Source organism: Variovorax paradoxus, assembly GCF_030815975.1.
Classification (GTDB): domain Bacteria; phylum Pseudomonadota; class Gammaproteobacteria; order Burkholderiales; family Burkholderiaceae_C; genus Variovorax; species Variovorax paradoxus_N.
In genome coordinates, this window is record NZ_JAUSXL010000002.1 from 4,188,919 (window position 1) to 4,204,135 (window position 15,217).

At 69.1% G+C, this 15,217-nt stretch carries 11 protein-coding genes; 10 read left to right on the top strand and 1 reads right to left on the bottom strand.

Translation table 11 applies throughout. The features are described 5' to 3' along the window. The first annotated feature begins 17 nt into the window (after positions 1-17). From QFZ47_RS23415 to QFZ47_RS23445, 7 genes are all read left to right on the top strand, one after another. Positions 18-1,472, top strand: coding sequence for an FAD-dependent oxidoreductase (locus QFZ47_RS23415; RefSeq protein WP_307657914.1), 1,455 nt, complete (start codon positions 18-20; stop codon positions 1,470-1,472). Between the two features lie 68 nt (positions 1,473-1,540). Then, on the top strand, positions 1,541-2,380 hold the full coding sequence (locus QFZ47_RS23420) for an IclR family transcriptional regulator (RefSeq protein ID WP_307657915.1): 840 nt from the start codon (positions 1,541-1,543) through the stop codon (positions 2,378-2,380). Between the two features lie 41 nt (positions 2,381-2,421). Next, entirely contained in the window at positions 2,422-3,717 is a 1,296-nt protein-coding gene (locus QFZ47_RS23425) for an aconitase X (protein ID WP_307657916.1), read from the top strand. 130 nt (positions 3,718-3,847) lie between these two features. Beyond that, complete coding sequence (locus QFZ47_RS23430) at positions 3,848-4,291, top strand: aconitase X swivel domain-containing protein (RefSeq protein ID WP_307657917.1); 444 nt, start codon at positions 3,848-3,850, stop codon at positions 4,289-4,291. Then, complete coding sequence (gene ilvD, locus QFZ47_RS23435; RefSeq protein ID WP_307657918.1) at positions 4,288-5,985, top strand: dihydroxy-acid dehydratase; 1,698 nt, start codon at positions 4,288-4,290, stop codon at positions 5,983-5,985. Before QFZ47_RS23430 ends, ilvD begins: the two co-directional genes overlap by 4 nt. Before the next feature lie 117 nt (positions 5,986-6,102). Continuing rightward, a complete protein-coding gene (locus QFZ47_RS23440) occupies positions 6,103-7,230 on the top strand; it encodes a porin (RefSeq protein WP_307657919.1) in 1,128 nt (375 codons plus the stop codon). Positions 7,231-7,244: 14 nt separating this feature from the next. Beyond that, positions 7,245-8,219 (top strand): Bug family tripartite tricarboxylate transporter substrate binding protein, encoded by a 975-nt coding sequence (locus tag QFZ47_RS23445; protein ID WP_307657920.1) that lies wholly within the window; start codon positions 7,245-7,247, stop codon positions 8,217-8,219. 16 nt (positions 8,220-8,235) lie between these two features. Here the strand turns inward: QFZ47_RS23445 and QFZ47_RS23450 are convergent, their stop codons facing one another. Next, the gene (locus QFZ47_RS23450; RefSeq protein ID WP_370880607.1) at positions 8,236-9,069 is read right to left on the bottom strand and encodes an aldo/keto reductase; all 834 of its coding nucleotides are present in this window, start codon (positions 9,067-9,069) and stop codon (positions 8,236-8,238) included. A 603-nt stretch (positions 9,070-9,672) separates the two neighbouring features. Between QFZ47_RS23450 and imuA the strand changes: the two genes are divergently transcribed. Genes imuA through QFZ47_RS23465 form a run of 3 tightly spaced genes read left to right on the top strand, consistent with a single transcriptional unit; the run spans position 9,673 to position 15,158 of the window. Beyond that, positions 9,673-10,479 (top strand): translesion DNA synthesis-associated protein ImuA, encoded by an 807-nt coding sequence (gene imuA, locus QFZ47_RS23455; protein WP_307657921.1) that lies wholly within the window; start codon positions 9,673-9,675, stop codon positions 10,477-10,479. Then, positions 10,448-11,797 (top strand): DNA polymerase Y subunit UmuC family protein, encoded by a 1,350-nt coding sequence (locus QFZ47_RS23460; RefSeq protein ID WP_307657922.1) that lies wholly within the window; start codon positions 10,448-10,450, stop codon positions 11,795-11,797. Before imuA ends, QFZ47_RS23460 begins: the two co-directional genes overlap by 32 nt. Next, positions 11,790-15,158, top strand: a complete 3,369-nt coding sequence (locus QFZ47_RS23465; RefSeq protein WP_307657923.1) for an error-prone DNA polymerase — start codon at positions 11,790-11,792, stop codon at positions 15,156-15,158. The genes QFZ47_RS23460 and QFZ47_RS23465 overlap by 8 nt, the downstream gene beginning before the upstream one ends. The last annotated feature ends 59 nt before the right edge of the window (positions 15,159-15,217 follow it).

A 15,217-nucleotide genomic window follows, 5' to 3' on the forward strand; every position in this document is an offset into this window, starting at 1 on the left:
ATCCAAGACACCCATCCATGAAAACTGTCGTCCGCACCGACGAGCGCATCCTCTCCTCCGACATCTTCGACCGCGACAGCCGCGTCAAGCGGCCTGACCATGGCAGCTGGGCCGAGCCCGGCAAGAACATTCCGGTCTACCACCGCTGCGGCGTGCTGGTGGTGGGCGGCGGGCCCTCGGGCACCGCGGCCGCCGCCGCCGCCGCGCGCGCCGGCGCAGACGTGGCGCTGCTCGAGCGCTACAACCACCTGGGCGGGCTTTCCACCGGCGGCCTTGTGATCTGGATCGACCGCATGACCGACTGGGAAGGCCAGCTCGTGATCCGCGGCTTTGCCGAAGAGTTGTTCGACCGCCTGCCGGCCGATGCGATTGCCGGCCCGGCGCGCGAGGACTGGGGCTCGCAGGACACGGCCAAGGCCGCCCACTGGTCGCAGCGCACGGCCGCCTACCACGGCGTGGTCACGTGGTCGCCCACCATCGACCCCGAGCGCCTCAAGCTGCTGTCGCAGGAGATCGTGCTGGAGCGCAAGGTCAAGCTCATCTACCACTCGTGGGCGGCCATTCCTATCGTGCAGGACGGCGCGGTGAAGGGCGTGGTGTTCGAAAGCAAGGAAGGCCGCATGGCCATCATGGCCGACGTGGTGGTCGACGCCACCGGCGACGGCGACCTGTTCGCGCGGGCCGGCGCGGCTTTCGTGAACGACATCGAGGAGGCCGACGTGCACCACTGCATGAACACCTCGTGGCTGTTCGGCGGCGTGGACATGAACCGCTGGATCGAGTTCAAGGCCGGCCAGCCCGAGGCGTTCAGCGCCTTCATGGCGCGCGGGCGCGAAGTGTGCGGCCTGTTCGAGCGGCCCTTCGTCTCGTGGCGCAACGACGTGGCCCTGTTCATGGGGCCGCGCCAGTCGGGCTATTCGGCGCTCGACGTGGACGACCTCACGGCCGTGGAAGTGCGCTCGCACCGCGCGATGGCCGCGCACCTGGACTACTTCAAGGCGCATGCGCCGGGCTTCGAGGACGCCTACCTGATGCTGAGCGCACCGCAGATCGGCGTGCGCCATGCGCGGCGCCTCAGCGGCGTGGGCGCGGTGCTGCGCAGCCAGTGGCCCGATGGCGTGGCACTGGCCGACGAGGTGGGCGTGACGCCCGCCGTGTCGCCGAAGTTTCCGAACATCTCCATTCCCTACGGCGCGCTGGTGCCGCAGCAGCTCGACGGCCTCTTGGCCTGCGGGCGACACATCTCGTGCGACCGCAACTCGCACGGCTTCATGCGCGAGATTCCGCAATGCTGGATCACCGGCCAGGCCGCGGGCGTGGCGGCGGCGCTGGCGTCGCAGGGCGGCATCGAACCGCGCTTCGTCGATGTGGGCGCGCTGCAGTCGGCATTGCTCGCGCAGGGCGTGTACCTGCGCGCCGGCGCCGAAGGGCAGGGCGCGCATGCGCGGGCCGCGGCCGAAGCCGGAATCTGAATCGCATGAACCCGGCCGACGCGCTTTCGCCTGCCTCTACATTGCAGAGTCTTGCAAAGGGTTCCTCCATGTCCACTGACAAAAACGACAGCTCTCTTTCCGCATCTGACGCCGAGTCGCGCGCCGACCGTTCGGACACCGTGAGCGCGCTGGAGCGCGGCATCTCGGTGCTGCGCTGCTTCAGCGAGGCGCGCCCCGTGCTCGGCCATGCCGACATCGCGCGCATGACCGGCATCCCGCGGCCGACCGTCAACCGGCTCGTCGCCACGCTGCTCTCGCTGGGCATGCTCAAGGCCGCGCAGGTGGCCGACCGCTTCATGCTCGGGCCGGGCGTGGTGTCGCTGTCGCGCGTGTTCCTTGGCAGCCTCGACGTGCGCGCCGCCGCGCGGCCCAGCATGCAGGCGATGGCCGAAGAGGTGGGCGCCTCGGTCTACCTGGCGATTCGCGACGGCATGGAGATGGTGCTGATCGAGGCCTGCCGGCCGCGCTCGTCGATGCTGTCGGCGCGGCTCGACGTGGGCTCGCGCGCGCCGCTCGCCAATTCGGCCCTGGGCCGCGCCTACCTTTCGGCGCTGCCCGAGGCGCAGCGCAACCAGCTGGTCGATTCGATGCGCCTGTTGCGCGGCCCCGAATGGGACAGCATTGCGCCCGGCATGACGCGCGCCATCGGCGAGGCCAGGCGGCTGGGCTACTGCCTTTCGCTCGGCGAATTCCACCGCGAGATCAATTCGGTGTCGGTGCCGCTCATCGGGCCGGACGGCGAAGTAATGGCGCTCAACGGCGGCGGCGCCGCGTTCGTGTTCACCGAGGAGCGCCTGCGCAACGAACTCGCGCCGCGCCTGCACGACATCGCGCTCACCATTGCGCGCGACATCGGCGGCCACGTGCCCACGCCCTTGCCGGGCTAGCCCGGCCGACCCCACGACACATAAAAACGGAGACACAGGCCATGCACCTGAGCGATGAAGAAAAAGCCATGTACGACGGCCGCGACGGCCCCGCCGTGCAGAAGGCGATGGACCTGCTGATGCGCTACGGCGAAGCGCTTGGCGCCGAGCGGCTGGTGGAGACGCGCAATGTCTGCGCCACCATCACCTCGACCACGCCGTTCCAGCGCGACTTCGCGCTGGCCAAGGGCGGCGGCATGGATGCGGTGTTTTCCGAGTTCAGCCTCGACAGCCAGGAGACCGTCGAGATCCCGAAGTTCAAGGTCTTCACCAGCCACCTGCAGCTGGGCTTCGATCCCGGCCAGCCCGAGCGCATGGGCGTGAGCGAGGAGATCGTCCAGTTCTACAACAAGAGCGAGCGCCATGCGGCGGGCCTGGGCGCGCAGATCATGAACACCTGCACGCCGTACCAGGTCGGCAACATCCCGACGCGCGGCGAGCACTGCGCGTGGATGGAATCGTCGGCGGTGGTGTATTGCAACTCGGTGCTCGGCGCACGCACGAATACCGAAGGGCGCGAGAGCACCGGTGCCGCGATGCTCACGGGCCGCATTCCGTACTGGGGCTACCACCTCGACGAGAACCGCCGCGCTACGCACGTGGTCGAACTCGATGTCGAAGTCGAATCGGTGCAGGACTGGGGCTTGCTCGGCTACTACATCGGCGAGCACGTGCAGGAGCGCGTGCCGGTGGTGCACAGCAAGCGCGGCATCGGCCGCGTGCCCAACCTGCCGCGGCTCAAGCACTTTGGCGCGGCGGCTTCGTCGTCGGGCGGCGTGGAGATGTACCACATCGCCGGCATCACGCCCGAGGCTCTGACGCTCGAGCAGGCGCTGGGCGGACGCGCGCCGGTGGAGGTGCTGCGCTACGGCGAGGCCGAGCGCCGCGCCACCTACGAGAAGATCAACGCCACGGGCAAGGACGCCGAGGTGCAGTACGTGATGCTGGGCTGCCCGCACTACACCATCGAGCAGATCTGGGAGGCCGCGCAGCTCATCGAGGGCCGCAAGGTGCACCCGGACTGCGAGCTCTGGATCTTCACGCCGCGCGCCATCAAGTCGCTGGCCGACCGCAACGGCTACACGAAGATCATCGAGGACGCGGGCGGCATCCTCATGACCGACAGCTGCTCCGCCATGAGCCGCGCCGTGCCCAAGGGCACCAGGACCGTGGCGCTCGATTCGGCCAAGCAGGCGCACTACCTGCCCGCCATCCTCGGCGTGCAGGCGTGGTTCGGCAGCACGGCGGAATGCGTCGATGCGGCGTGCACGGGGCGGTGGAATGGAGGCATGCAATGAGGCTCGCCCCCCAGTCTTCGCGCACTTCGTGTCGCTTCGCCAACCCCCCTACCGGGGGGCAACACCAGCGGCCCGGCAAAGCCGGTTCCGCGGTGTTCCACGATGAGATCCCGCAAGAATGAGCGCGACCATGCACAACATATTTCCTTTGGTCATCCGCGGCCGCAAGGTCGTCGGCGGCATTGCCGAAGGCGAAGCACTGGTCACGCGCGACCGCATCTCGGGCTGGGGCGGCATCGATCCGCGCACGGGCACCGTCATCGAGACGCGGCACGAGCTGCGAGGCCAGAGCTTCGCGGGCAAGGTGCTGGTGTTTCCGGGGGCCAAGGGCTCGTCGGGCTGGTCGGCGATGTTCCACATGACGCGGCTCATGAACTCGGCGCCCGCGGCCTTCCTGTTCAACGAGATGACGACCAAGATGGCGCTCGGCGCCGTGGTCACGCACGCGCCCTCGATGACCGACTTCGAGCGCGATCCGCTCGAATGCATAGCGACCGGCGACTGGGTGCGCGTGGACGCCGACCGCGGCGTGATCGAGATCACCAAAAAGAACAAACCCGGAGACCGCCCATGACCACCCGCCCCCTGCGCAGCAACTTCCCGCGTGGCTCGTACCTCTGGTCGGTGCGCAATGCGCACTGGCGCGCGCTCGGCATCCCGGAAGAGGATTGCGAGAAGCCCAAGATCGCCATCGTCAACAGCTCGTCGGAACTGGCCGCCTGCTTCAGCCACCTCGACAAGGTGGCGGCGGAAATCAAGACCGCGATCCGCGCCGCGGGCGGCGTGCCCTTCGAGATCCGCACCGCAGCGCCCAGCGACTTCATCACCGGCGCGGGCGCACGCGGCGCCTACATGCTCGGCGCGCGCGACCTCGTGACCAACGACATCGAGGTGGCGGTCGAAGGCGCGCAGCTCGACGGCATGGTGTGCCTCACCTCGTGCGACAAGACCGTGCCGGGCCAGCTCATGGCGGCGGCGCGGCTCAACATTCCGACGCTGCTCGTGCCCTGCGGCTACCAGCCCAGCGGCGAATACCGCGGCAGGCACATGGACATCGAGGAGGTGTTCATCGGCGCGATGCACGCGGTCACGGGCCACCTGCCAGTGGAAGAACTCGTGGGCATGAGCCGCGAGGCGATCCGCGGGCCGGGCGTGTGCTCGGGCCTGGGCACGGCCAACTCGATGCACATCGTCTGCGAGGCGCTCGGCATGGCCTTGCCCGGCAGCGCGCCGGTGGCCGCGCTAAGCCCGAAGATGATGGCCGACGTGCGCGCGGCCGGCACGCGCATCGTGCAGATGGTGTGGGACGACCTCAAGCCGCGCGACATTCTCACGCCCGGCGCCTTTGCCAATGCGGTGCGTGCGGTGCTTTCGGTCGGCGGCTCGCTCAACACGGCCAAGCACCTGCAGGCCGTGTCGACCGAGGGGGAGTGCGGCGTCGACGTGTACGGCCTGTTCGAAAGCCTCGGCCTGGCGACGCCCGTGCTGGCCGGTGTGCGGCCGATCGGCGCGCACAGCATCGAAGCCTTCGAGGCGGCGGGCGGTTGCCGCGCGCTGATGAAGCAGCTCGCGCCATTGCTCGACACCGCCGCGCTCACTGTCACGGGCGGCACTGTCGCCGACAACCTGCGCGATGCCGAAGTGGCTGATCCGGAAGTGATCCGCCCCATCGGCCGCCCGGTCGCGCCGCATCCCGCCATCGTGCTGCTGCGCGGCAATCTCGCGCCCGAATCGGGCCTCATCAAGACCGGCATCGTCGAACGCAAGGTGCGCCGCTTCACCGGCCCGGCCGTGTGCTTCTGGACCTCGGACGCGGCCATTGCGGCGCTCAAGAACGGCGAGATCGTGCCGGGCCAGGTGGTCGTGATGCGCGGCGCCGGCGCCTGCGGCGGCCCGGCGATGGGCGGTGGCGCCTCGCGCGTGGTCTTCGCGGTCGATGGCGCGGGGCTCGGCGACCAGGTCGCAATCCTGACCGATGGGCATCTCTCGGGCCTGGTCTGCAAGGGGCTGGTGGTGGCCGAGGTGTCGCCTGAGGCCGCGCTCGGCGGGCCGCTCGGGCTGGTGCGCGATGGCGACACGATCACCATCGACCTCGATGCGCGCCGCCTCGACATTGCATTGACCGATGCGGAACTCGCTGCGCGCCGCGCCGACTGGCAGGCGCCCCCGCCGGCCTTCGATACCGGCTGGCTGCAGCAGTACCGCCGCAACGTGAGCCCGTTGTCGAAGGGCGCCGTGCTCGTGCGCACCGAACGCCCCGAGCCCTAGGCCTTTTTCACCCTGGCCTTCGCCAACCGGTGCGCACCCCCGCGCGCACCCGGTGGCGCAGCCCTGCGCGCGTTCCCGTGTTTTTCAACCAAGAGAAGAAGCAGGAGACAAAAAACCATGAAGAGATTTCTGATGTGCTCGGCGCTGGGATTGGCCACCGGCGGCGTGGCGCAGGCGCAATCCAGCGTCACCGTTTTCGGCGTGATGGACCTCGGTATCCAGTACACCAATGGCGAAGGCGGCGGCTCGGTCAAGGCGCTGTCGAACGGCGGGCTTTCGACCAGCCGGCTCGGATTCCGCGGCACCGAGGACCTGGGCGGCGGCCTGCGCGCGGGCTTCTGGCTCGAAGGCAGCCTGAACCCCGACACCGGCACCGGCCGGCCGAGCAACAGCAACAACCAAGCGAGCGGTGCGGGCACGGCAGGGCCGATCACCTTCGACCGCATGTCCTTCGTGAGCTTGTCGCATGAGAAGTTCGGCGAACTGCGCCTGGGCCGCGACTTCATTCCCACGCACTACAACAGCATCTACTTCGATCCCTTCAACGCCAACGGCGTGGCGCGCGCGGGCAATCTCACGTTCGCGGGTTCGGGCACTGGGCCGCTGCCCACGGCCATCACCGGCAGCAACACCGTGAGCTACTGGCTGCCGGCCGGGCTCGGCGGCTTCTACGGCATGGCGATGATCGGCACCGGCGAGAACGACTCCACCGCGCCGAACCGCGACGACGGCAACTTTGCCGGTGCGCGCTTCGGCTTTGCCTCGGGCGCATTCGACATCGCGGCGGCCGTCACGCGCACACACTTCGACGCCGCCGCTGCCATCGGCAACTACACGCATGCCAACATCGGCGGCACCTGGGATGCGGGCTTTGCGAAATTCTTCGCGCTCTACAACAAGGTGAGCGTGAAGCTCGCCGCCGGCACGGTGCGCAAGAACACGGCCGAGATCGGCGCGCACATTCCGGCCTTCGAGGTCGGCCGCATCCGCGTGAGCTACGCCTACCTGGACGACCGCAGCGACGAGAGCCTGCGCAATGCCAACGGCATGCCGCGCAACCGCGACGACGCGCGCCAGTTCGGCATCGGCTATGTGCACAACCTCTCGAAGCGCACCGCGCTCTACGGTACCTATGCGCGGCTCATGAACGGCGGCCAGGCGCGCTATGTGGTGAGCGGCGGCGTGGCACCGGCCGGCGGGCGCCGCTCGTCGGGCTGGGAGTTCGGTGTGCGGCATCTCTTTTGAGAAGGAGCAACGACATGCGACGCAGAAACCTGACGCTGGCGGCCCTTGCGGCCGGCGGCTCGCTGGCCATGCTGCCGGGCACGGCAGCATGGAGCGCCGAAACCTATCCGGACAAGCCGCTGCGCCTGATCGTGGGCTTTGCGCCCGGCGGTGGCGCCGACGCGCTCACGCGCATCATCGCGGAGGGGCTGTCGAAGCAGCTCGGCCAGCAGGTGATCGTGGAGAACCGACCCGGCGCCGACGGCGTGCTGGCGGCGCAGGCCACCTCATCGGCCAAGCCGGACGGCTACACGCTGCTGATGGGCACCAACACTGCGATGGTGGCGGCGCCCACGCTGCGGCCGACGCCGCCCTACGACCCGTTCAAGGCCTTCACGCCGATCAGCTCGGCCGGGCAGTTCTCGATGTTCCTGGTGGTGCCGGCCAGCCTGCCGGTGAAGAGCGTGAACGAGCTGCTGGCCATGGTGGCCGCCAAGCCGGGCGCCTACAACTCGGCCTCGAGCAACAGCGCGTCGGAGCTGGCCATGCTGCAGCTGCTGGGCAACCGCAAGGTGGTCAACGCGCGCTACAAGGGCGACATGCAGGCCATGACCGACCTGCTGGGCGGCCAGATCCACATGATGTTCACCACCGGCACGCTGGCGCCGGGCTTCGTGAAGGAGGGGCGCATCCGCGCGCTGGTCACGCTGCTGCCGCAGCGCAGCGCCTTGCTGCCCGAGGTGCCCACGGGCGGCGAGCTCGGGCTGGGCAAGCTCACCATCACGCCGTGGGCCGGCTTCTTCGGGCCGCCGGGGCTGCCGCAGGCCATCACCGGCAAGCTCTCGCAGGAGCTGCAGAACACGCTCAAGCGGCCCGAGGTGCATGCGCAGCTGGTGCAGCAGGGCTTCGAGGGCTACGGCATGAGCCCCGCGAAGTTCGCCGAATTCTTCCGCGCGCAGTACGAGGCCTTCGGCGCGACCGTGCGGGAGCACAACGTCAAGTTCGAATAGCCGCGGCTATCGCGGCTCAGAGTCCGATCGATGCCGCGTTGCGGCGCCAGAACGCCGCATCCGGGAACGCGCCCGCGCCGGCCGCGGCGTTGTCGGCCATGTGCTCGGCGCGGCTGGTGCCGGGAATCGTGCAGGTCACGGCCGGGTGGCTCAGCACGAACTTCAGCAGCACCTGCGCCCAGCTCGTGCAGCCGATCTCGCCGGCCCAGGCGGGCAGCGGCTTGCCGCGCAGCCGGCGCAAGAGGCCGCCGCCGCCCAACGGCATGTTGACGATCACCGCCACGCCGCGCTCGGCCGCGAGCGGCAGCAGGCGCTGTTCGGCCTCGCGCGCGTCGAGCGAATAGTTGATCTGCAGGAAGTCGAGCTTCTCGGCGCGCAGCACCGCTTCCACCTCGCCATAGGCCGAGGCGGTGTAGTGCGTGATGCCGATGTAGCGCACGCGGCCCTTGTCCTTCCAGCCGCGCAGCGTGGCGAGGTGGGTCTTCCAGTCCATCAGGTTGTGCACCTGCATCAGGTCCATGCGCTGGGTGCGCAGCCGCGCGAACGACTGCTCCATCTGCGCGATGCCGGCCTCGCGGCCCGAGGTCCAGACCTTGGTGGCGAGAAAGGCCTTGTTCTCGCGCGGCCTCGAGGCGGCGGCCAGCAGCTCGCCGGTGGTTTCCTCGGAGCGGCCGTACATCGGCGAGCTGTCGATCACCGTGCCGCCGGCGGCGAACAGGGCGTCGAGCACGCCGGGCAGGCGCTTGTATTCGTCGCTGCCGGGGCGCTGGTCGAAGCCGATCCAGGTGCCGCAGCCGACCACCGGCAAGGCTTCCTGCGTGGAGGGGATGGGGCGGGTGTTCATGGTCATCGAGGGCCTGCCTTGTTGCTGGGCGAAGGAGGGGAGCGCGGCACCGGCGCAGAGTGCGGCGCCGAGGCGCAGCAACCGGGCGCGGGTGAGGGCGGGGAGGTGGGGCTCGTTCGTGGAGGGCGTCACGAACGAAATTCTGCGCCAGAGAAGGCTTTTTTCGGGGTGTGTGCACAGGCCACCGGGTACTCCCCTCCGCGAATGTCCCCCGCCTTCGGCTCCTCCTTTATTTCGCTGCGGGGAGCACCCGATGCCCTGTGCACCTGGGCACTCCGCTGGTGTACAGCCGATCAACGACGGCTCTGTGCAACGCTCCCGTCGATGGGGTGCCTTGCGCAGCGAAATCAAGGAGGAGCCCGAAGGGCGGGGGACATTCGCGGAGCAAGGTGCCCCGTCGGCGGGAGCGCGCCCTGAACAGCAGCGCCCTGAACAGCAGCGCCCCGAACAGCACCGCCCCAAAACAAGCGCCTGGCGCAGGTACCGCCCGCCGGCCTCGACGAGCATCGGCAGCTCGGAGAAGGCTGAGACACCGCTCCTTCCTCGGGTAATCGCTATTTGGTTGCGGCCCAGGAAATACTGTATAAAAATACAGTTAACACTCCAATTATGGGCCTTCCTTTCCTCGACTCCTTTTCCGCTGCCGCAGGCCGTGGCGTCTGGCATGCCGACGAGCTTGGCCTGGCCGACGCACAGGTCGTCGCCACCGGCCACGCCGCGCTCGATGCGGAGCTGCCGGGCGGCGGCTGGCCGGTGGGCGCCATGACGGAGCTGCTGCAGACCGCGCCCCAAGCGCATGTCTGGCGGCTGCTGCTGCCCGCCCTGGCGCAGGCGGTGCAGGCGCGCGGCGGGCCGGTGGTGCTGGTCGGCGCGCCCTACGAGCCCTGCGGGCCGTCGCTCGCGGCGCAGGGGCTGCCGGTGGAAGCGCTGATGTGGGTCCGAAGCGAGGCGCCGGCCGCGCGGCTGTGGGCCTGCGAGCAGGCGCTGCGCTGCGCCGACGTGGCCGCCGTGCTGGCTTGGCTGCCGCAGGCCCGGGTGGGCGAGTTGCGGCGGCTGCAACTGGCGGCTGCCCAGCATGACGTGCTGCTTTTCGTGTGCCGGCCGGCATCGGCCGCGCAGGGGGCATCGCCGGCGCGGCTGCGTCTTCAGGTGGAAAGCTGCGAGGCCGATGGCTCGCAGATCGAATTGCGCATCCTGAAGCGCCGCGGCCCGCCGCTGGCCGCGCCGGTGATGCTGCCCGCGCGCAACGAGCGCATGAGCGCGCTGCTGGCCGCCGCCCGGCTGCGCCGCAAGCTGCGCCTGCAGCAGCAGGGAACGGTGCCGGTCGGCGAAGCGGCAGCGTCGGCCACGGTGGTGCACATCGACGCATGGAAGGGAGGCCCCAATGCACTGGATCGCATTGCAGTGGTCGCCTGAAACCGATTCGCCCGAAGCGCCGACCCTGCCCACTCCCGAGGCGCTGGGCTGGTGGGCGCTGCACTACACACCGCACGTCGCCTGGCAGGACGAGGCGCTGATGCTCGAGGTTTCGGCCTGCGAGCGCCTGTGGGGCGGGCGGCTGCAGTTGATGCGCCAACTGCTGGCCGACAACCCGGCGCCGGACGTCCGCATGCTGGGTGCGCAGGGCGCCACGAGCCTGATCGCGCTGGCGCGGCTGCGCCTGTTCGAGCGCGACGAGAACCGGCCCAGGGACATTCCGGCCGGCCTGCCGCTGGAGACGCTGACGGCTGCGCACAACCACCTCGACCTGCTCGCGCGCCTGGGCTGCCGCACCTGGGGCGAGGTGGCCGCCTTGCCGCGCGGCGGCCTCACGCGGCGTTTCGGCGCGGGCTTGCGCGAGGCCCTCGACATCGCCTGGGGCCTCTCCCCCGAAAGCCACAGCTGGCTCACGCTGCCCGACGTGTTCGAGCAGAAGCTGGAGCTGCCCGCGCTGGCCGAGACCGCGCCCGAGCTCATGTGGTCGGCCAACCGCCTGCTCACGGCGCTGCAGATCTGGCTGCGCGTGCGCCAGCGCGGCGCGTGTGCGCTCGAGCTGCAGTGGACGCTCGACCTCAAGCGCTTCAACGGCGTGAACCTGCCGCCGCACCAGCAGGTCACCGTGCGCACGGCCGAGCCCACGCAGGACATGGCGCACCTGCGCCGCCTGCTGTCCGAGAAGCTGGCCCTTGCCACGCTCGCTGCGCCCGCGAGCTGGCTGCGGCTGCGCACGCTCGAAACCGATCCGTGGGCCGGCGCCAGCACCAGCTTCCTGCCCGAGGACAACCGCAAGGGCGACAAGCTGCACGAGATGGTCGAGCGGCTCAGCGTGCGGCTCGGCGCGCAGCAGGTGGTGGTGCCCGCGGCGCAGGCCGACCACCGGCCCGAGCACAAGCAGGCCTGGCGCCCCGCGCTGCAGCAGGACAAGGCGCCAACGGACAAGGTCCGCAAGCAAGCGAAGGCCGCGGCTTCGCAGCCCGATGCCATCTACCCGCCGTGGCTGCTGCCCGAACCGCTGCTGCTCGAAATGGAGGGCGAGCGCCCGTGCTACCGCGGCCCGCTGCGCAAGCTGGTCGGGCCACAGCGCGTCGAGGCGGGCTGGTGGGGCGGCAAGGAGGACGGCGGCCAGCCCGCGATGCGCGACTACTACGTGGCGGAAAGCCCCGAGGCCGGCCTGGTGTGGATCTTTCGCGAGCGGCCCTCGGCGCGCTTTTCTCCGGGCGAAGTGCGTTGGTACCTGCAGGGGTTCTATGCCTGACCTGAGCGACAAGCAGCTGCGCGGGCGCAACTCGGCCAAGGTGCATGCGCTGCCGCGGCGGGAGCGGTCCAGCCAGAAGGTGCCAGCGCTGCCGCGCCTGCCCGACTATGCCGAGCTGCACTGCCTCACCAACTTCAGCTTCCAGCGCGGCGCATCGACACCCGAGGAGTTGGTCGAGCGTGCCTACCAGCTCGGCTACACAGCCCTGGCCATCACCGACGAATGCTCGGTGGCGGGCATCGTGCGCGCGCATGTCTGCCTGCGCGAACTGCCGGCCAAGCTCGACGAATACGAGCGCGAGCATCCCGACGAACCGTCAATCCCGCGCAACCCCGCTTTCCGGCTGCTGTTCGGCAGCGAGTTCCGCTTCGAGCGCTTCAGGCTGGTGGTGATCGCGAACGGCACCGAGGGCTGGGGCAACCTGTGCGAGTTCATCACCGCCGCGCGCAACACCGAGCTGCCCAAGGGCGAGTACCGCGTGAGCTGGGAGGCGAGCGACGTGGCCTCGCTGCAGGACTGCCAGGTTCTTTTCGTGCCGCACCGGGAGCCGGGCGGCGCCGTGGACGCGGCCACGCTGCATGAAGACCTTCTGGCCGCCAGGGCGCTCTACGCAGGCAACCTGTGGCTGGCCGTGGAAATGCTCAACGAGCTCGACGACGACCTCTGGTTCATCTCGCTGATGCAGGCCGGCGAGCAGGCGGGCGTCCCGCTGGTGGCAGCCGGCGACGTGCACATGCATGCGCGTTCGAGCAAGCCGCTGCACGACGTGCTGACGGCTGTGCGCGAAGGCAGGACCGTGGCCGAATGCGGCTTTGCGCTGCAGTCGAATGCCGAGCGGCATCTGCGGCAGCGGGTGCGGTTGGCCGAGCTGTATCTGCCCCAGATGCTGTCGAACACGCTGGTGGTGGCCGAACGCTGCCGGTTCGATCCCGAGGTGATCCGCGAGAACTACAAGTACCCGCTCGAAACCGTGGGAACCAGGGAGACGCCGGCCGAGACGCTGGTGCGCAAGACGTGGGAGGGGGCGCAAGTGCGTTTTCCGGACGGCGTTCCCGACAAGGTGCGTGCGCAGGTGCAGAAGGAGCTCGCGCTGATCGTCGAGATGAAGTACGAGATGTTCTTCCTCACGGTGGAAGACATCGTGCGCTTTGCGCGTTCGCAGCACATCCTTTGCCAGGGGCGCGGCTCCTCGGCCAATTCGGCGGTCTGCTATTGCCTGGGCATCACCGCGATCAATCCCGAAAAAGGCCACCTGCTGTTCGAGCGCTTCCTGAGCCGCCATCGCCATGAGCCGCCCGACATCGACGTCGACTTCGAGCACCAGCGGCGCGAGGAGGTCATCCAGTACATCTACGAGAAGTACGGCCGCGATCGCGCCGCCATCGCGGCCGTCGTCATCTGCTACCGCGCACGCAGCGCCTTGCGCGACGTGGGCAAGGCCATGGGCATCGACGAGCGGCTGATCGACGAATTCGCCAAGGACCACTACTGGTTCGACGACACCGTGCTGGGCGAGCAGTTGTTCAAGGCGGCCGCGCGCGTCGGCGTGGAGGAAGACGAACTCAAGCTGGTGCAATGGATCGAGATGACGCGGCGGCTCAAGGGCTTTCCGCGCCACCTGAGCCAGCACGTGGGCGGCTTCGTGCTCACGCACACCAGGCTCACGCGGCTGGTGCCGGTCGAGAAGGCCTCCATGAAAGACCGCTCCGTCATCCAGTGGGAGAAGGACGACCTCGAAGCCATGGGCATGCTCAAGGTCGACGTGCTCGCGCTCGGCATGCTCAGCGCGATACGGCGCGGGCTCGACCACATGAACCGCTGGCGGAACTCGATGGTGGAAATGCACCACATCCCCAACGATGACCAGCAAGTGTTCGACATGATCTGCGATGCCGACACCATCGGCGTGTTCCAGATCGAGAGCCGGGCGCAGATGTCGATGCTGCCGCGCCTGAAGCCGCGCTGCTACGAAGACCTGGTGATCGAGGTCGCCATCGTGCGGCCCGGGCCCATCCAGGGCGGCATGGTGCATCCCTACCTCAAGCAGCGCGAGCGGGTGGCCAAGCGCTTGCCGATCCATTACGAGAAGGAAGAACTGAAGCCCGCGCTGGAGCGCACGCTGGGCATTCCGATCTTCCAGGAGCAGGTGATGCAGATCGCGATGATCGCGGCCAAGTTCACGGCCGACGAGGCCGACCAGCTGCGCCGCGCCATGGCGGCATGGAAGCGCAAGGGCGGCCTCGAGAAGTTCCACGACAAGCTCGTGAAGGGCATGACCGACAACCACTACAAGGCCGAGTTCGCCGAGGCCATCTTCAAGCAGATCCTCGGCTTCGGCGACTACGGCTTTCCCGAAAGCCACGCCGCGAGCTTTGCGCTGCTGGTCACCGTGAGCAGCTGGCTCAAGAACTACGAGCCCGCCTGCTTCCTTGCGGCGCTGCTCGACTCGCAGCCCATGGGCTTCTACAGCCCTTCGCAGCTGGTGCAGGACGCGCGAAGGCATGGCGTCGAAGTGCGGCCGGTCGATGTCACGTGCAGCGACATGGACACCACGCTCGAAGCCCGCGCCCCCGATGCGCCGCGCATGCCCACGGGCACCGATGCGCGCTACGCCGATCGCCTCGGCAACGAGAACCAGCCCGCGGTGCGGCTCGGCCTGAACCGCATTTCGAGCCTCAGCAAGGAGGGCGCCAAGCGCCTGCTCGAAGCGCGCGCGCAAGCACCCTTCACCAGCACCGAAGACCTCGCGCTGCGCGCCGAGCTCGACGGCAAGGACATGGCCGCGCTGGCCGCGGCCGATGCGCTGATGTCGCTCTCGGGCCATCGGCGCCAGCAGGTGTGGGACGCCACCGCGCAGCACCGCTCGCCGGCCCTGCTCAAGGGCGTGCCGATCAACGAACAGGTGCTGCTGCTGCCCGCGGCGCCCGAGGGCGAGGAGATCGTCGGCGACTACGCCGCGCTCGGCCTCACGCTGCGCCGCCATCCGCTCGCGCTGCTGCGCCCGCGCCTCGCGCGCATGAAGCTCATGAGCGCGGAGCAGCTGCGTGCGCTGCCCAGCGGCCAGACCGTGCGCGCCTGCGGCATCGTCAAGGGCCGCCAGCGCCCGGGAACCGCCAACGGCACCATCTTTGTCACGCTCGAGGACGAGACCGGAAACGTCAACGTGATCGTCTGGAGCCATGTGATCGAGGCCTGGCGCGAGCCGCTGCTCAAGTCGCACCTGCTCGCGGTGCAGGGCACCTGGCAGCGCGACGACGACAGCGGCGGCAAGGTGCAGCACCTGATCGCCACCGGCTTCAAGGACCTGACGCCGCTCATGGGCCGGCTGGCGCAGAGCAACACCAGCCGCGACTTCCATTGATGGCATCGAATGCAACCGATCGTTCAATGTCTCGCGCACACCACGACTTTTCGCTAACC